Source organism: Arthrobacter sp. efr-133-TYG-104 (assembly GCF_030208915.1).
In the GTDB taxonomy this organism is placed as follows: domain Bacteria; phylum Actinomycetota; class Actinomycetes; order Actinomycetales; family Micrococcaceae; genus Arthrobacter.
The window spans coordinates 1-17,804 of the sequence record NZ_JARVTA010000023.1 but is presented as its reverse complement, the minus strand read 5'-3'; the positions used below and the strand labels follow the sequence as shown (position 1 = coordinate 17,804).

The following is a 17,804-nucleotide window of genomic DNA, read 5'->3' as shown; positions in this document are numbered from 1 at the left end:
GAGCGCTATCAGGGCCGGGTCACCCAAGCAGTAGGCTGGATGCTGACCTGATTCAACGGGAAGGGATGACTGTGAGCGACTTTGAAACGGTGCCTGTCGGCGGCATTCCTGCCGAGGCGAGCATCCTGGACGTCCGGGAGGACTACGAATGGGTGGCAGGTCACGCCGAGGGCGCCCGCCACATTCCCTTGGACCAGCTGCCCGCGCGCTTGGACGAGTTGGATCCGGATGACGATCTCTTCGTGATCTGCCGCACCGGTGGCCGCTCCTTCCGCGCTGTGCAGTGGCTAGTGGGGCTGGGCTACTCGGCCGTCAACGTCGCCGGTGGCATGGATATGTGGTTCGAGGCAGGGAAGCCGATGGTCTCGGATAACGGCCTCAAGCCCGTGGTCCTCTAACTTCAGGCCACTTCAGGTATATAACCCATAAGGAATATTGAATGCCGCCAGCCACCTACGCTTTCCTTGGCCCGGAAGGGACCTTCACGGAGGCGGCCCTCCTCCAGGTGCCGGGTGCCGCTGAGGCGACCAGGATTCCCTGCACCAACGTCAACGCGGCGCTGGACCTGGTGCGGTCGGGCCATGCGGACGCCGCCATGGTTCCCATCGAAAACTCTGTTGAGGGCGGTGTGACGGCCACGTTGGACGCGATTGCCACGGGCGCGGAACTCCGGATTATTCGTGAGGCACTGGTTCCCATCACGTTCGTGCTGGTGGCGAAGCCCGGCGTCGGGCTCTCCGACGTCAAACGCATCTCCACGCACGGCCACGCGTGGGCGCAGTGCAGGCGATGGCTGGATGCGCACCTTCCGGACGTGGATTACGTCCCGGGGTCCTCGACGGCGGCGGCCGCGATGGGCCTGCTTGGCGCCGATGCGCACTATGACGCGGCCATCTGCGCCCCGCTGGTCGCCGCTGAACAGCCAGGGCTGAGCGTCCTCGCGGAGAACATTGGTGATAATTTCGACGCCGTCACCCGGTTTATCCTGGTTGGCCGCCCCGGCGTCCTTCCGGAGCGAACCGGAGCGGACAAGACAACCGTGGTGGTTCCTCTGCCGCAGGACCGCCCTGGTGCCCTCATGGACATCCTGGACCAGTTCGCCTCGCGCGGAGTGAACTTGAGCCGCATCGAATCACGCCCCACGGGACAGTACCTTGGGCACTATTTCTTCAGCATCGACGCGGACGGCCACGCAGCGGACGCGCGCGTGGGCGATGCCTTGGCCGCCCTCCACAGAATCAGCCCGGCAACCCGCTTCCTGGGCTCCTACCCCCGGGTGGACAAGGAAATTGCGGAGATTGCCCCGCACACTTCCGACGCTGCTTTTGCTTCAGCACAGGCGTGGGTCGAGGCGATTCTGCAGGGTGAATAGCGACTCCAAAACGTTGTCCACAACGGGAGTTTGAAGCTCTTTCGCGGGGGTACAAGTGTGCGTATGCTTGCTTGATCCATAAACGATGGATGAATTTCGATGAAAGGAGCGGTCATGTCTGTACACAGCGACGACAAAGACGGCCAAGGCATGATCGTCAACCCCAAGCCCTCCAGTGACAGCAACGCGGACGACTGGGACGGGGACGAGGCGGACCGGGCGGACCGCCTGCGTTTCGAAGAAGAGCAGGCCATGATCAAGGAACAGTCCGAGGCCCGCGCGGCGGCCAAGGCAGCGGCGGAACAAGCCGACGGAAACGCGGCACAGCCGGACGTCGGCGCCATCTGACACACGGCTTTCGTTAGGGGGACCGCGGCTAGGTGGTCGCGGTCCTCGGCACGCGCACCAGCAGTGACCCTGGTTCTACCTGAACGGTGACCTCCGTGGCCTCGCCCGAGGGATCGCCGTCGAGCTGGGTGGCCATGGGTTCCTGGCTGCGGATGGTGACTTTGCCGGAACGGTAGAAGCTCATCATGGGCAGGTTTGCGTTGTGCTTGAACAGAATCTTGGCGTACATGGCGAGCCATCCGAACGCGCTGCGCGGGCTCATGACCACGATGTCCAGCATGCCGTCGTCGATCATTGCCTGGGGGATGAAGTCGATCCCGCCCGGGATCAGTCCGCAATTGGCAAACAAAACGCTGCGGATCTTCCGTGACTGCTCAGTTTCATCATCCATGGTGATGGTGACCCGCTTGCGCCGGCCGGGGAGGTGGCGGACGCCGGCCTCGGTGTAGGCCAGCCAGCCCACGGACTTCTTGAGGTCCTCCTTGGTGTCGCCCAGCACCTCGGCGTCCAGGCCCATACCCGCGATGACCAAGAAGGTGTGGCTGGAGGATTTGCCGGTGATGTTGTTGCTGATACCCATGGTCGCGGTGTCGATGAACCGTTGATGCCCGAACAAAGCGGTTTGGATGCAGCCTGAAAGATCGGTGACATCCAGGTCAAGGTTGCGGGCCAACAAGTTTCCGGTGCCTACCGGCACCAAGCCCATGGCCACGTTCTTATGCGCCAGCGACTCGGCCACTACGCGGACTGTTCCGTCGCCACCGCAGGCCACAACGACGTCGGCCCCGTAGGCCAGTGCCTGGCGGGACTGTCCGTAGCCGGGGTCCTCACGGGTGGTTTCGAAAAAGCGGGGTGGGTCCCAGCCAGCCAAGTCGCATGCCTCGGTAATCGAGTGCCGGGCAAGGTGGGCGTTGTTCTTGACCGGGTTCAGGATCACGGCCACCCGTTGGCCTCCAGGGTTGGGCTTGTGGGAGTCCTCCCGTACGGCGCTTCTGACATGGCGGGCCCGCAATCGGCGCACGCCCCACCAACTGGAGACGGCAAAGGCCACGCCCCCAGCGAGAATCACGTACAGGATCCAGTCGCTCATGGTGCTTCAACACTATCGCCCTGCACGCTTGCCTTTTGCCGGGGCAGGCGGGGTGGAGGGCTGGCGACCGGTTAAGGTAATGGGCCGGAGATGCGCGAGCGATTCGATACTCTTATCTGGTGATCGACGTAAAAGACCTCAGCGAAAACCCGGACAAGTTCCGTGCCAGCCAGCGTGCCCGCGGCGCCGACGAGTCCGTGGTGGACGCGATCATCTCTGCCGACTCCGATCGCCGGGCGGCCTTGATCCGCTACGAAAGCCTCCGCGCCGAGCAAAACGTCTATGGCAAGAAGGTCGCGAAGGCCAAGGGCGAGGAGAAGCAGGCCCTGCTGGCTGAGGTCAAGGAACTGGCCAACTCCGTGAAGGCAGCCTCGGTGGAGGCCGATGCCGCGCAGGCCAAGCAGGACGAACTCCTGCGCGTTGTCCCCAACCTCATCGTGGATGGGGTGCCCGAGGGCGGCGAGGATGACTACGTAGTGGTTAAGACGGTCGGTAGCCCTCGCGAATTCACGGATTTCGAGCCCAAGGACCACTTGGAGATTGGTGAACTCATCGGTGCCATCGACATGGAACGGGGCGCCAAGGTTTCCGGCTCGCGCTTCTACTTCCTACGCGGGGTTGGTGCGCGGCTGGAAATGGCGCTGCTGCAAATGGCCATGGACCAGGCCATCGAGGCGGGCTTCGTGCCGATGATCACCCCCACTTTGGTGCGCCCCGAGACCATGCAGGGTACCGGTTTCGATGTAAAGCACGACGCCGAGATCTACCGTCTCGCTGAGGACGACCTTTACCTTGTGGGAACCTCGGAGGTGGCCCTCGCGGGTTACCACGCCGACGAGATCCTGGACCTTTCCGCCGGACCAATCCGCTATGCGGGCCAAAGCTCCTGCTACCGCCGCGAGGCCGGTTCGCACGGCAAGGACACCCGTGGAATCATCCGGGTACACCAGTTCAACAAGGTGGAAATGTTCATCTACACCACCGTTGAGGAAGCCGCCGCCGAACACGAGCGCCTGCTGGCTTGGGAAGAGGAAATGCTGGCCAAGTGCGAGCTGCCTTACCGCGTGATCGACACCGCCGCGGGCGACCTGGGAATGTCCGCGGCCCGGAAGTTCGACTGCGAAGCCTGGGTCCCCACGCAGAACGCCTACCGCGAGCTCACCTCGACATCCAACTGCACTACCTTCCAGGCACGCCGCCTTAACATCCGCGAACGCGTGATCAATGATGAAGGTGTTGCCAAGGGAACCCGGGCGGTGGCTACGCTCAACGGCACCTTGGCCACTACTCGTTGGATCGTGGCTATCCTCGAGCACCACCAGAACCCTGATGGTTCGGTCAACGTCCCCAAGGCGCTCCAGAAGTACCTCGGCGGCCTTGAGGTCCTGCCCGTCCTTTAGCTGGGGCTGGCTGGTCCCGCTGGGGCGAGCGGCAGTTACAGGAGGCCGCGCAAAACCAAGGCGGCGCCGTCGTCGAGCACTGATGCGGTGACCTCGTCCGCAGCGGCGATGACTTCATCTGCGGCTTGGCCCATGGCGACACCACGGGCCGCCCACGTGAGCATCTCGATGTCGTTCCGGCCATCGCCCACGGCAACCGTGTTGGCCGGATCTGTCCCGAGCTTCCGGCGCAAGGCCTCCAAAGCGCTGGCTTTGGTGACGCCCTCGGCTGCGATGTCCAGCCACGCCGTCCAACCCACGGAGTAGGTCACGCCGGACAGCCCGATGTGCCGGATGGCTTCATTAAATTCGTCCGAAGTGTTGTCGCTGCTGAACACCACCACGCGGACTGCGGTGGAGTCCAGCATGGTCTGGAAGTCGACGCCGATGGACTCCACGCCGAAACTTGCGTCCTGGAAACGTTCGGTGGAGAGGAAAGCTCCGTCTTCGTCCTCCAGCGCATACTTGGCGTTGGGCAGCCGCTCCCGCAAAGCCTTCAAAGCGGGTGCTGGGTCAAACGTGGCTTTATGGATGATCTGGTATCCGGCCTCCAGCGCCGGATCGAGGCGGAGTGTCACGCCGCCGTTGCAGCACACTGCGTACCCGCGTTCGAGTCCGATTTGTTCAATGATCGGCAGGGTCGCGTTGAGTGAGCGGCCTGTGGCGATCATGACGTCGTGCCCGCTGGCAACCACGGCTTGGGCGGCGGAGCGGACCTCCGGTGACATGTGCCCGTCGTGGTCGACCAAAGTGCCGTCCACGTCCAGTGCGATCATGAGTGCGTTGTTGGTGTTGTTGGTGTTGTTGTCGTTGTTCGGCTGGTCCTCGATGCCAGCAACTGCAATATCAGTCAGAATAGTCATGTTTCAAGTAGAACAGACACCTCCGACGCTGAACTAGGACGGGCGCCACAGCGCGTCGTTAACTGTGGGTGAACACTCATTCCAGCCAATGTGGTCAGAGCGTCTCTTTCTGGGCGGCCACCAGCTCCCGTGCCTCATCAATGGTGTCCACGCTTGGCATGGAGCCAGGGAGCGCGCGGCGAGCAGACTCAGGCAGGAAGTAGATGGCGATTGCGCCTATCACTGAGGTACCGATCAAATAATAGGCGGGTGCCATATCATCGCGGGTTGCATTGATGAGTCCCTGCACAATGAAGGGTGTTGTCCCGCCGAAGATCGCCACGGAGAAGTTATAGGCAATACCCATGCAGCTGTAGCGGCCCGCGGTGGGGAAGAGCGCAGGGAGCGCCGAAGCGAGGTTGGCCACGTAAAAGGTCACGGGGAAGGCGACCAGTGCCAGGCCACCCAAGGTAGACCAGATGTCCCCCAAGCCAATCAAGAGGAATGCCGGGACGGCGAAGAGGATGGTACTGCCGGCACCGATCCAGAGGACCGGCCTGCGGCCGATACGGTCGGACAGCTTGCCCGTCAAGGGAATGCAGAGCGACATCACCACAAGCACCGGAATGGTCAGCAGGGTTCCGTGGACGGCATCATAGCCTTTGGAATCGGTCAGATACGTCGGCATGTAGGACGTCAGGGCATAACCCACCGTGTTGGCCGCAGCGGCAAGGATCATAGCCAGGACGATGTGGCGCCAGTAGGCCTTGAGGGTCGCCAAGGGGCCCTTGGCGACGGCGTTGTCCGTGGCGTCGGCGGTAACGGCCACCTGGGCATCCAGGGTTGCTTGGAACTGCGGCGATTCCTCAATTTTGTTCCGGAAGTAGACGGCAATCGCACCGAGCGGTCCAGCGATCAGGAAGGGCAAACGCCAGCCCCATTCCTCCATGGCTCCCTGCCCCAGGGTCAGTTGAAGCACGGACACTACCGCCGCTCCCAGCGCGAAGCCGAGATATGAGCCCATGTCCAGGAAGCTCGCGAAGAAGCCACGCCGCTTGTCGGGTGCGTATTCGCAAACGAAGGTGGTAGCACCTGCGTACTCGCCGCCGGTGGAAAAGCCTTGGATGAGTTTCAGCACCACAAGAAGTGCCGCCGACCATATACCAATTTGGGCGTACCCCGGGAGGAGCCCGACGACGAAAGTACTTGCCGCCATCAGCATCAGTGTTGCTGCGAGAACCTTCTGGCGGCCCACCTTATCGCCGAGCCAACCGAAGACGACGCCACCCAGCGGCCGGGCAACGAACGTTGCAGCAAACGTGCCAAGCAGGAAGAGCGTCTGCACCGACTTGTCAGCTTCCGGAAGGAAGACCGGACCCATGGTGGTGATCAGGTAGCCGAACACCCCGACGTCGTACCATTCCATGGTGTTGCCCACGATCGTCCCCCCGAGGGCTTTCTTGAGCATCGGCCTGTCGACAATGTTGATGTCGGAAACTTTGAGGAGACGACGCAGTGGGTTTGGTTTGTCCGCATGCTTGGGAGCGGCGGACCTTGCAAAGGCGCTGCTTTCGCCTGCCGGGGAGCTGGTCAGGCTTCTGTGCGTAGACATCGTGGCCCTCTCGGGGTAGGTTTGGTGGCCTCTATTTGCCGGGGGGACGCTGCAGCGGGATGGGCAATAGCCACACAGCCGCTGTTCCGCAGTGATCAACGCACTGCACTCTATGCAACAGAGTGCGCTGGACCACATTGGGTTGTCAAGGTTTTTTTGCTCGTTACGTGACGGCAGTTGCTACCTGGGGCGGTAGCCCATCTTGGCGCTAATGGTCAGCCCGGCCTCCCGGAGGCCTTCAATGAGCCCCGGATGGTCTTCAGGAACGAACCGGAAGGCTGGACCGGAAATGCTTATTGCCGCGATGACTGTTCCGGCATGGTTGAAGATGGGAGCTGCGACGGCCGTGAGACCAATTTCAAACTCGCCATGAACTATCGCAAAACCGTTCTTGGCAACCTCCAGCAACTCCTTTTCCAGTTCCCCCCGATTGGTTACGGTACGGGGTGTGCGGGCAGGTAGACCCACAGCTTTGAGGACCTGGCTTCTTTCATCGGTCGTCAACGCAGCCAGCAGCACCTTGCCGCTGGAGGTGGCATGCAGGGGCGTTAAGCTGCCCACCCAGTCGTACGTGGCAAGGGTGGAGGGCCCCATGGCCTGGTCCACGTTCACGGCGTAGTTGGAGCGCAGCACAGCAAGGTTGACAGTCTCTTTGTACTCGGCCGCCAGGGCTTCCAAGACGGTCCGCGCCTCATGAACCACGCTGAGCCGGCCAGGGATGGACGACGCCAAGCGCAGGATTCCGAAGCCCAGCTGGTACTTGCCTCTTTCGCTGTTCTGGCGGACCAGTTCCCGGTTTACCAGAGAGCCAACCAGCCTTGACGCAGTGGACTTGTGCACGCCCATTTCCTCGGCGATCTCACTCACGCCGGCATCGCCCTCCCGGGCCAGGATTTCCAGGATTTGGAGGGCGCGGTCCACCGACTGGACGCCACCACCGTGGGCGTCGGCGTCGGCGTCGTTGTCGATGTCCGGGTTGTTGCGTGCGGCCATGATGCCTCGTGTCGTTGTCCTGGTAGGCACCCGGCTAAAAGCGACGCCCACCTGCTCCCTCGTCTTTTCCTCATCCTAGACCGAGTTCTCCACGGACCCTTTCACACTTGACCACCGGCTCAATAAGTTGTCACAACGGCAAACGAAGGGGCATGATGCCCCACTTCCTTGGTGGTGGTGGAGCTGGGAAGTGCGGATACCGGCCCGACAGGGCCTTCCCGTCGTGCTTGCCGTGCCGGCCCGGTATCCGCTGTTGCGCGCTAAGCCTTGACGTAACCGTTGGGGTTCAGCACGAACTTTGTTGCCGCTCCGGCGTCGAACTCTGCGTAGCCCCGGGGAGCGTCTTCGAGCGGGATGGCCTGGGCATTGACGGCCTTGGCGATCTGGACCTTGTCATGGAGGATCGCCATCATCAGCTGGCGGTTGTACTTCATGACGGGGCATTGTCCGGTGGTAAACGACAGCGACTTCGCCCACCCCGTACCCAGCGAGAGGGAGAGGGAGCCGTGCTTGGCGGCCTCATCGATTCCGCCCGGGTCGCCGGTGACGTACAGGCCGGGGATGCCCAAGGAGCCGCCGGCTGCGGTGATGTCCATGAGGGAGTTCAGCACGGTGGCCGGCGCTTCGTGGGAGGCATCCTTGCCGTGTCCGCGTGCTTCAAAGCCCACGGCATCAACACCGCAGTCCACTTCAGGCACTCCGAGGAGTTGTTCGATTTGGTCTTTGGGATCGCCCTTGGACACGTTGACGGTCTCGCAACCAAAGGAGCGGGCTTGGGCGAGGCGGTCTTCGTTCATGTCGCCCACAATCACGACGGCGGCACCCAGCAGTTGGGCGCCGACGGCAGCGGCGATGCCAACGGGTCCGGCCCCTGCAACGTACACGGTGGACCCCACGCCGACTCCGGCCGTGACTGCGCCGTGGAAGCCGGTCGGGAAGATGTCCGAGAGCATGGTCAGGTCCATGATCTTTTCCAAGGCCTGGTCCCGGTCCGGGAAGCGCAGCAGGTTCCAGTCCGCGTAAGGGACCAGGACGTACTCGGCTTGTCCGCCCACCCAGCCTCCCATGTCCACGTAGCCGTAAGCGCTGCCGGGCCGGTCCGGGTTGACGTTGAGGCAGATCCCGGTTTTTTGCTCTTTGCAGTTCCGGCACCGGCCACAGGAGATATTGAACGGAACGGAGACGATGTCTCCCACCTTGATGAATTCGACGTCGGGCCCTACCTCGATCACTTCTCCCGTGATTTCGTGGCCGAGCACCAGGTCCTTGGGTGCGGTAGTGCGCCCCCGTACCATGTGCTGGTCCGAACCACAGATGTTGGTGGTCACAGTGCGCAAGATGGCGCCGTGGGGCACCTTCCTGCCGACGTTGGCCGGGTTGACTCCGGGTCCGTCCTTAAGCTCAAACGTGGGGTATTCGGTATCGATGATTTCGACGACACCGGGTTCCTTGTAGGCGACTGCTCTGTTTCCTGACATGACACTCCTTAGGGTGTTTGGTGGTGCGGACATGAGGGTGGATAACTTTGTTCCGGCTTTAGGCAGCGTCCTTGCGGTTGAGGGTCGCAGGTTCGAGCCGGATGATGACGGACTTGGATGTAGGGGTCCCACTGGTGTCGGCAACCGAGTCCAGGGGTACCAGGACGTTGGTTTCCGGGTAGTACGCAGCTGCGCAGCCCTTGGGTGTGGAGTAAGTGACGATCCGGAAGTCTTCTGCCCGGCGCTCGGTTCCCTGGAATTCGGAGATGAGATGGACCATGTCGCCGTCAGCGAAGCCCAGCTCCGAAACGTCGTCGGCATTGATAAGGACTACGCGGCGTCCACCGTGGATCCCGCGGTACCTGTCGTCCTTGCCGTAGATGGTGGTGTTGTACTGGTCGTGGGAACGGAGGGTTTGCAGTACTAACCGGCCGGACGGGACCTTGATGTATTCCAACTGATTTCCCGTGAAGTGGGCTTTTCCCGAGGCAGTATCGAACTTCCGCGCATCGCGCGGCGGGTGCGGAAGTACGAAGCCGCCGGGGTGCTGAATGCGTTCTTCGAAGTTCTCGAAGCCGTCAAACACTGCTTCGATGTGTTTGCGGATCAGGGAATAGTCGTCCCGCATGGACAGCCACGCGGCCTTGGGGGCGTTGGGCAGGCGTACCCGGCCATCTGTGAAGATCCTGTGGGCGAGATTGCACACGATGGCCACTTCTGAGTGCAGGTGTTCGCTTGCGGGTTTGAGGCGTCCCCGGGATGCGTGCACTGCACTCATGGAGTCCTCCACAGTGACGCGTTGGTCGCCTGTCACCTGGTTGTCTTTCTCGGTTCGGCCCAAGGTGGGCAGAATCAATGCGCGCTGCCCTGTTGCCAGGTGCGAGTGGTTCAGCTTCGTGGAGATCTGGACGCTCAGGCGCGTATTCGCCAAAGCTTGTTCCGTCACCTCAGAGTCGGGGGCGGCGCGAACGAAGTTTCCACCCATCCCCATGAAGAACCGGACCTTGCCGTCCCGCATGGCCCGGATCGCCGCGACAGTGTCATAGCCGTGGTCCCGGGGAGAGAGGAATTCGAACTCGTGGTCCAACCGGTCATGGAACTTCTCCGGCATTTTCTCGAAGATGCCCATAGTGCGGTCACCTTGGACATTGGAATGGCCCCGTACCGGGCAAACACCAGCGCCTGGCTTGCCGATGTTCCCTTGCAGAAGCAGGACGTTGACTACGTCGCGAAGGGTAGGGACAGAGTGCTTATGCTGGGTCAATCCCATGGCCCAGCACACAATGGTGGAGCTGGATGCGAGCAGCCGTTCACCGGTCGCGTGGATCTGCTCCAAGGACAGGCCCGTGGCTTCCACGATCTGGTCCCACTGAACTTCTTCCAAGTACTGAAGGTAGTCCTGGATGCCCACGGTGTGGTTATTGATGAAGTCGTGGTCCAGGACGCTCTGGAGACCTGGAGTCTTACGTCCGGAGGCTTCAGCTTCAAGCAGGTACTTGCCCAGGCCCTGGAAGAGGGCTTGGTCGCCACCGGCACGGATTTGCAGGAAATCGTCCGTCAACCGGGTGCCCGTAACCACGCCGCCCAAGTGTTGTGGATTCTCAAAATGCAGGAGGCCCGCCTCCGGCAAAGGATTCACAGACACAATGACAGCGCCGTTTTTCTTGGCTTTCTCCAAGGCGCTGAGCATGCGGGGGTGGTTGGTACCCGGATTTTGGCCGGCAACGAAAATCAGTGACGCTGTTTCCAAGTCCGTGAGGCTCACCGAGCCTTTGCCGATGCCGATGGTTTCCACCAGAGCGGACCCCGAGGATTCGTGGCACATGTTGGAGCAGTCAGGAAGGTTATTGGTTCCGAGCCCCCGCACCAGGAGCTGGTAGACGAACGCTGCCTCGTTGGAGGTGCGCCCGGAGGTGTAGAAGACGGACTGGTCGGGATGATCCATGGCCCGGAGTTCCTCAGCCATCAGGCCATACGCTTGGTCCCACCCGATGGGCTCGTAGTGGGTTGCACCCTCATCAAGGAACATCGGGTGGGTCAGCCTGCCTTGCTGGCCCAGCCAGTAATCATCGCGCGTCTTCAGCTCGGCCACCGAGTGCTGGGCGAAAAACGCGGGTGTCACCCGTCGTCGGGTGCCTTCTTCGGCAACGGCTTTGGCGCCATTCTCACAAAACTCCGCGGCGTTGCGCTTTTCATGCTCAGGCCACGCGCAGCCCATACAGTCGAATCCATCGAGCTGGTTCACCGCCAACAGAGTCTGGACGCTGCGTACCGGCCCCATCTGTTCCAAGGAGATCTTCAGGGCGTTCACGACCGCCGGGATGCCCACAGCCTTGGTCTTGGGTTTGGTGACCGTCAGTTGCGACTCGTCAATGTTGTTGCGGGGGGCCTTGGAAGCCATATGGTGCATCCCTTCAGTTCCGGACAGAAGAAGCCGCCATCAGCGGTATGCGTGCTTGCAGTCCTGCGGCCTCAGCGGTGTGCAGCAGCAGCAAGGCTGTAGTGACGGAGCCCACGCCCCCGGGGACCGGCGACAAGGCAGCGGCGACGCCCGTGACGCTGGCTTCATCCACGTCCCCCACAAGGGAACCGTCCGGCAGGACGTTTGTGCCGACGTCGACCACTACTGAATCGGGCGAGACATGGGAACCTGTCAAAAGTCCGGTCCGCCCCGCGGCGACGACCACAACGTCGGCAGCCCGCGTATAGCGCGTCAGCTCACCCGATTTGGAATGGCAGATGGTCACAGTGGCGTCCTTTTCGAGGAGCAGCAAGGACAGCGGCTTGCCCACTACGGCTGAACGCCCGACGACGGCCACGTTCTTACCCGCGACCGGGACCTCGTAGTGGTCCAGCAATTCAACAACGGCTCGCGCCGTAGCGGGAGCGAAGGCAGGCTGCCCAACAGCCAAGCGGCCCAGGCTGAGCGGATTGGCGCCGTCGATGTCCTTCTCGGGAGCTATAAGGCCAACCAGGTCCTCCGCCCGGACGGCGCCCGGCAGGGGAGTCTGCAGGATGATGCCACTGACGGAAGGCTCCACGCTGAGATCCCGCAAAACGCTTGCCAGCGACTCTTCGGTGGCGTCATGCCCGAGATCGAGGATTCGGCAATCAATCCCAACACGTTCTGCCGCACGTTCGATGGAGCGGACGTACCAGTGCGTTGACTGATCCGAGGTTGCCACCACGACGGCGAGCACTGGGCGCACGCCGTCCGCTCCAAGTGCCCGGATCCTGTCCCGGGCCTGTTCCTGGATGAGTCCTGCAAGTCCCTTGCCGGAGAGTACCCTTGCCTGCGGGCGTGCGGTGTTCACGCGAGGATCCTTTCGCGGACCCTCGCGGCCAGCGAATCGGCTGCCAGGACCACTTTGTCCTCAAGGCCGTTGGTTTGTTCAGCCAAGGCGGACCGGGCGTCGCCATCCTTGATGGCCGCGAGGTTGATATCGATGTTGACCCGTGCGGTGGTGGCCGCAGCCCGGGCGGCGTCTGCTGCTGCCGCGACGTCGCTGATGACGTTGGGGTTTGCCACGTCAAAGAGCTCAGTGGCAAGTTCCACCACCTCACCGGCGAGTTGGATCAGTTGCGCAGGTGTCCGGGCTGCGTTGACGAGGGCGCCTTGGATCCCTGCAGCACGGGCCGCTTTGAGTTCCTCGGTTCCTGACGGGAGTTTGTACGAATCAATGACCCCCTGGAAGGCTTGCTCGTCAGCATCGGCAAGGCGCAGTGCTTCTGTGATCAAATGATCGGCCGTGCCGGTGATGCGGGTGATGAGTTCCTTGTGCTGGCCATACTTTTCGCCCGTGGTGTACCGGGCCACCATAGCCACCAGGGCCGCGCCTTGGGCAGCGTGAAGGGCTGCTGCGGCGCCACCTCCAGGGGTGGGTTGTCGGGAAGCGAGCCGGGCAAGGTAATCGTTGAGGGTTTCTGAACTGATCATGTGACTTCCTGGACTGGCAAAGAAAGGCTGGGCTGGCAAAGAAAGGCTGGGCTGGAAATGCGTTAGTCAGCGGCCCGGATCCGATTGCGAGGAGATGGGTCCGGGCCGCTGGCCTAACCGCGGGCGCCGAGCTTAGCCGCGGAGCCTGCTCATGGTGGGGTCGTACAGGGGATCTTCAGTAACGGTGGCCTGGATACGCCGCCCGAAGTACTCAATTTCCACGGAATCACCCAGGGAAACAGCAGCGGGCAGGTATGCGTAGGCGATCGGTTTCTTGACCGTGTAACCGTAAGCGGCGCTCGTGACGTAACCAACGGCTTGGTCCTTGTAGAAGACAGGTTCCTTGCCGAGGACCAGGCTCCTGCCGTCGTCGACCGTCAAGCAGCGCAAGCGGCGCGCCGAGCTTTCCTCGCTCCGCCCTTCAAGGGCTGCCTTGCCGACGAAGTTTTCCTTCGCCATCTTCACGGCGAACCCCAGGCCCGCTTCGAACGGGTCGTGCTCGGTGGTCATATCAGAGCCCCAGGAGCGGTATCCCTTTTCCAGCCGCAGCGAGCTGAAGGCGGCGCGTCCGGCGGCGATCACTCCGAACGGCTGGCCGGCCTTCCACAGTGCATCCCAGAGACGCTGGCCGTTATCCGCGCTGGTGTACAGCTCCCAGCCGAGCTCGCCCACGTAGGACAGGCGCATGGCCGTCACGGTGACGCCACCGATGGTGACCTTCTTCGACCGGAAATACTTCAGCCCGTCATTGGTGAAATCGTCGCTGCTGGCGTTGCTCATAAGATCGCGGGCCAGCGGGCCCCAGAGGCCGATGCAGCACGTGCCGCCGGTTGTGTCGCGAACCTGGACCCAATCACTGGCCGTTCCGTTTTCGGTCTGGTGCCGGGCCGCCCGCTCGAAGTAGGCGGTGTCAATGTTGCCGTTGGCGCCCAGTTGGAACGTGTCTTCGCTCAGGCGGGCCACAGTGATGTCACTTCGGATTCCCCCGGAGTGGTCCAACAGCAGGGTGTAAGTGACGGCTCCCGGCTTCTTGGCCAGGTCTCCGGTGGTCAGTTCCTGCAGCAACTTCAAGGCGCCCGGACCCGAGACCTCAAGACGCTTCAGCGGAGTCATGTCGTACATCGCCACGGCCGTGCGGGTCTTCCAGGCTTCGGCGGCCGCGATCGGAGAGCTGAACATCCCGGACCAGGCATCGCGGGCCGGAGGCTGCCATTCGTCGGGCATCTCCTTGAGAAGTTCAGCGTTGGCCTCGAACCAGTACGGACGCTCCCAGCCGCCACCCTCGAGGAAGTAGCCGCCCAGCTGCTTGTGCCGGGCATGGAAGGGGCTGACGCGGAGGTTGCGCGGGGAGAGCTTGGGCTGGAGCGGGTGCATCACATCGTAGATTTCCACGAAGTTCTGCTGGGACGTTTCGCTCACGTACTCGGGCGTCAGCTGGACCTCTTCAAAGCGGTGGATATCGCAATCGCCAAGATCGATGCTGGACTTTCCGGTGGTCAGCAATTCGGCAACGGCCCGCGCAATGCCGGCGGAGTGAGTCACCCACACGGCCTCGGCCACAAAGAAGCCATCCAGTTCCTTGGACTCACCAACCAAGGAGCCGCCATCCGGGGTGAAGGAGAAGATGCCGTTGAAGCCATCCTCGATATCACTTTCGCGGAGGGCCGGAAGCAACTGCTTGGTGGCTTCCCAAGCCGGGAGGAAGTCTTCCAGCGTGAAGTCCAGGCGGGAGGGCATGTTGTGTTCGCTGATGCTGCTGGGCTCGTAACTCCCAAGTTCATCCAGGTCCACCGGCATGGGGCGGTGGGCGTAGGAGCCGATGCCGTAGCGCTCGCCGTGCTCGCGGTAGTAGAGGTCCTGGTCCTGGTGACGGAGGATGGGCAGTGAAGCGCCGTTGGGCAGTTCGTTCTTGCCCTTCTGCGCCGGCACCGGGGTGGTTTTGACGTACTGGTGCGCCAGCGGGAGGAGCGGGACGGACATCCCGATCATCTCTCCGATTTTTGCGCCCCAGAAACCGGCGCACGAAACGACGATATCCGCAGGGATGACGCCGTCGGTGGTCTCGACGCCGGTGACGCGGCGGTTCGCCTGCTCGATCCCGGTGACGGTGGTGTTGCCCAGGTACGTGACGCCCGCGGCTTCAGTGCGCTTGATCAGCAACTGGACTGCGCGTGCTGCCAAGGCCAGGCCATCGGTGGGGACGTGGAGGCCACCAAGGATGTCCTCTTCATTAATGAGGGGATAGAGCTCCTTGCATTCCTCGCGGGAGAGGATCTTGCCCTCGATGCCCCACGAAGCTGCGTAACCCAGCTTGCGCTTCAGGTCAGCCAGACGGGTCTCAGTGGTGGCGACCTCGAGGCCACCGACCTGGTTGAAGCAGCTCTGGCCATCTTCAGTGAGCGAAAGGAGCTTCTCCACGGTGTATTTGGCAAAGAGCGCCATGGTCTTTGAAGGGTTGGTCTGGAACACGAGGCCCGGCGCGTGGGACGTCGAGCCCCCGGGCATGTTCAACGGTCCTTGGTCCAGTACGGTGATGTTGTTCCAACCGCGGGTGACCAGTTCGTCGGCGAGGTTGGTGCCAACGATCCCGGCTCCAATAATGACGATGCGGGGCGTCGATGCCATGTGGATTCTCCTGCTGAAGTTCGAGTGGGGCGTGCTGTTGGGGGTTGGATTAGCGGAACACAACGGTGCTGGTGCGGTCCAGCAATACGCGGTGTTCGCAATGCCAGCGCACGGCGCGGGACAAGGCCAGCGCTTCTGCGTCCTGGCCGATGGTGGAAAGGGTTGCAGGACCGTAGCTGTGATCCACGCGGATGACTTCCTGCTCGATGATCGGGCCTTCGTCCAGGTCGGCCGTCACGTAGTGGGCGGTAGCACCCACCAGCTTCACGCCACGGTTGTAGGCCTGGTGGTAGGGGCGCGCCCCCTTGAAGCCGGGCAGGAACGAGTGGTGGATGTTGATGGCCCGTCCCTCCAAGGCGCGGCACAGGTCATCGGAGAGCACTTGCATATAGCGGGCGAGGACTACGAGGTCCACGTTGTACTCGTCCACCAGATCCAGCAATTTCTGCTCCGCCTCGGCCTTGGTGTCAGGGGTGACCGGGATGTAGACGAAAGGCAGTCCGGCAGCCTCGGCCATGGCCCTGTGGGTTTCGTGGTTGGAGGCGACTACTACGAGGTCTCCGCCGAGGCTTCCTCCGCGCCACCGGAAAATGAGGTCGTTGAGGCAATGACCAAACTTGGACACCATGACCAGTACGCGCTTTTTGGTCAGGTCATGGAATTCGAATTTCATTTCGAAGCGATCGGCAATGGAGCTGAATTCCTCTTCGAGCCGTTCGGCGGTGTAGTCCGGAGAGCCGGAGAACGCGGTGCGCAGGTGCAGTGTCTGGCGGATGCCGTCGTCGAACTGCTGGTGCTCGTCAATGTTGAAACCGCGGTCAAACAGGAAGGTAGTGACTGCCTGAACGATTCCGGCGCGCTCGACACACGACAAGGTGAGGACGAACTTCGTTGACTGTGCGTCCAGGTTGCTTTGCTCGTCATTGAGCTCTGCTGACCGCGACGGGGTGGGGGCTGGTGAGTCTGTCGCCACTAGGGTCATGGCTCCTCCTTTAGATATATTCCTGAGTCCCGTACTGATATATTAGGATTGGGATTCAGTGTATACTGGTCACTGGGAGAGGTCAATAGATCTTCGGGACCTGCGGAAAGGGTCGGCACCATGGCACTCGAAACTCTGGCAATCGCGGACAGCACCAGCAGGAAATCGCTGGCTGATACGGCTTACGAGCGCCTCCGCGACCGGCTCTTGATGCTGGAGATCAAACCGGGCGATCTCCTCAATGACGATCAGTTGGCCAAGGATCTGGGGATCGGCCGCACCCCCGTGCGGGAGGCCCTGAAGCGACTCGAGCTGGACCGCTTGGTGGTGGCCTACCCGCGCCGTGGCACCTTTGCCACGCGGGTCGAGGTGACGGACCTGGCGTATATCTCGGAGATACGGACTCAGTTGGAGCCACTGGCGGCCGGTCGTGCCGCTCGTTTGGCTTCGCCGGCAACCAAGGAACATCTGAAGGACATCATGCGGGCCGTGGAGGCCTTTGATGTCGCTGGCGCGTCGGTGGTGGAAACTCTCCGCCTGGACGCACGCGTCCACCAAGGGATCTACGCAGCGGCCGGTAATCCGCATCTAGAGGACGTCCTGATCCGCTATGACAACCTGGCTACCCGCATTTGGTGCATGGTTCTGGATCGCCTTCCCGACTTGGAGCACCATGTCCGTGAGCACGTGGACCTTCTCCGGGCAGTTCTCGACGGCGATGAAGAGAAAGCAACTGCATTGGCCCGGGACCACGTCACCGGCTTTGAGCACGCGGTGCGTCAGGCGCTGTTCGCGGCCTGAGTTTCGTGGCATTCACGGCGGGTTGTTGACTCCCTGCCCCGACGCTTGCATACTGGATACTCCCACTAATATATCACCCGGATATCAGCCGTTACTCCTCGACGCAGGGAACGGCCTCCGGGCGGGCTTGTGATGCAATCGCAGGCTTCAGTCCTTTGGAGTACCACGTGACCGCAAGACTTCACACTTTTGAACACATAGCACTCACGGGCAGCAGCCGTGTGAAGCGCGGTATGGCGGAGATGCTCAAGGGCGGCGTCATCATGGACGTCGTTAACGTCGAGC

At 62.1% G+C, this 17,804-nt stretch carries 15 protein-coding genes and 1 pseudogene; 6 read left to right on the top strand and 10 right to left on the bottom strand.

All coding sequences use genetic code 11. The features are described from left to right. Nucleotides 1-71: 71 nt before the first annotated feature. The 3 genes from QRN04_RS15210 to QRN04_RS15200 all read left to right on the top strand — a co-directional run bounded on the left by QRN04_RS15210 (nucleotide 72) and on the right by QRN04_RS15200 (nucleotide 1,720). Complete coding sequence (locus QRN04_RS15210; protein ID WP_284976865.1) at nucleotides 72-398, top strand: rhodanese-like domain-containing protein; 327 nt, start codon at nucleotides 72-74, stop codon at nucleotides 396-398. Nucleotides 399-439: 41 nt separating this feature from the next. Beyond that, nucleotides 440-1,372 carry a prephenate dehydratase gene (gene pheA / locus QRN04_RS15205; protein ID WP_284976864.1) on the top strand — a complete coding sequence of 311 codons (933 nt, stop codon included), beginning with the start codon at nucleotides 440-442 and terminating at the stop codon, nucleotides 1,370-1,372. 114 nt (nucleotides 1,373-1,486) lie between these two features. After that, the gene (locus QRN04_RS15200) at nucleotides 1,487-1,720 is read left to right on the top strand and encodes a hypothetical protein (RefSeq protein ID WP_284976863.1); all 234 of its coding nucleotides are present in this window, start codon (nucleotides 1,487-1,489) and stop codon (nucleotides 1,718-1,720) included. Between the two features lie 28 nt (nucleotides 1,721-1,748). On the opposite strand, the gene QRN04_RS15195 is transcribed toward QRN04_RS15200, so the two are convergent. Next, entirely contained in the window at nucleotides 1,749-2,810 is a 1,062-nt protein-coding gene (locus tag QRN04_RS15195) for a diacylglycerol/lipid kinase family protein (protein ID WP_284976862.1), read from the bottom strand. A 119-nt stretch (nucleotides 2,811-2,929) separates the two neighbouring features. On the opposite strand from QRN04_RS15195, the gene serS reads away from it, so the two are divergent. Continuing rightward, a complete protein-coding gene (gene serS, locus QRN04_RS15190) occupies nucleotides 2,930-4,210 on the top strand; it encodes a serine--tRNA ligase (RefSeq protein WP_284976861.1) in 1,281 nt (426 codons plus the stop codon). Nucleotides 4,211-4,245: 35 nt separating this feature from the next. Here the strand turns inward: serS and QRN04_RS15185 are convergent, their stop codons facing one another. From QRN04_RS15185 to purU, 9 genes are all read right to left on the bottom strand, one after another. Further along, a complete protein-coding gene (locus QRN04_RS15185; RefSeq protein WP_284976860.1) occupies nucleotides 4,246-5,112 on the bottom strand; it encodes an HAD family hydrolase in 867 nt (288 codons plus the stop codon). 94 nt (nucleotides 5,113-5,206) lie between these two features. Next, nucleotides 5,207-6,703 carry an MFS transporter gene (locus QRN04_RS15180; protein WP_284976859.1) on the bottom strand — a complete coding sequence of 499 codons (1,497 nt, stop codon included), beginning with the start codon at nucleotides 6,701-6,703 and terminating at the stop codon, nucleotides 5,207-5,209. A 180-nt stretch (nucleotides 6,704-6,883) separates the two neighbouring features. After that, nucleotides 6,884-7,696: an IclR family transcriptional regulator gene (locus QRN04_RS15175; protein ID WP_284976858.1), complete on the bottom strand. Its 813-nt coding sequence runs from the start codon at nucleotides 7,694-7,696 to the stop codon at nucleotides 6,884-6,886. Nucleotides 7,697-7,956: 260 nt separating this feature from the next. Next, nucleotides 7,957-9,174, bottom strand: coding sequence for a formaldehyde dehydrogenase, glutathione-independent (fdhA, locus tag QRN04_RS15170; protein ID WP_284976857.1), 1,218 nt, complete (start codon nucleotides 9,172-9,174; stop codon nucleotides 7,957-7,959). A gap of 58 nt (nucleotides 9,175-9,232) precedes the next feature. After that, complete coding sequence (locus tag QRN04_RS15165; protein WP_284976856.1) at nucleotides 9,233-11,575, bottom strand: FdhF/YdeP family oxidoreductase; 2,343 nt, start codon at nucleotides 11,573-11,575, stop codon at nucleotides 9,233-9,235. 13 nt (nucleotides 11,576-11,588) lie between these two features. Beyond that, a complete protein-coding gene (locus QRN04_RS15160; RefSeq protein ID WP_284976855.1) occupies nucleotides 11,589-12,488 on the bottom strand; it encodes a bifunctional 5,10-methylenetetrahydrofolate dehydrogenase/5,10-methenyltetrahydrofolate cyclohydrolase in 900 nt (299 codons plus the stop codon). Next, nucleotides 12,485-13,111 (bottom strand): cyclodeaminase/cyclohydrolase family protein, encoded by a 627-nt coding sequence (locus QRN04_RS15155; RefSeq protein ID WP_284976854.1) that lies wholly within the window; start codon nucleotides 13,109-13,111, stop codon nucleotides 12,485-12,487. The genes QRN04_RS15160 and QRN04_RS15155 overlap by 4 nt, the downstream gene beginning before the upstream one ends. A 132-nt stretch (nucleotides 13,112-13,243) precedes the next feature. After that, nucleotides 13,244-15,736 carry a GcvT family protein gene (locus QRN04_RS15150; protein ID WP_284976853.1) on the bottom strand — a complete coding sequence of 831 codons (2,493 nt, stop codon included), beginning with the start codon at nucleotides 15,734-15,736 and terminating at the stop codon, nucleotides 13,244-13,246. 49 nt (nucleotides 15,737-15,785) lie between these two features. Continuing rightward, nucleotides 15,786-16,718, bottom strand: a complete 933-nt coding sequence (gene purU, locus QRN04_RS15145; RefSeq protein WP_284976852.1) for a formyltetrahydrofolate deformylase — start codon at nucleotides 16,716-16,718, stop codon at nucleotides 15,786-15,788. A gap of 120 nt (nucleotides 16,719-16,838) precedes the next feature. Between purU and QRN04_RS15140 the strand changes: the two genes are divergently transcribed. Both QRN04_RS15140 and QRN04_RS18240 read left to right on the top strand, forming a co-directional pair. Next, entirely contained in the window at nucleotides 16,839-17,519 is a 681-nt protein-coding gene (locus tag QRN04_RS15140) for a GntR family transcriptional regulator (protein WP_284976851.1), read from the top strand. Between the two features lie 167 nt (nucleotides 17,520-17,686). Next, nucleotides 17,687-17,804 (top strand): annotated as a pseudogene (locus QRN04_RS18240) (pyridoxal 5'-phosphate synthase lyase subunit PdxS); the annotation flags it as partial.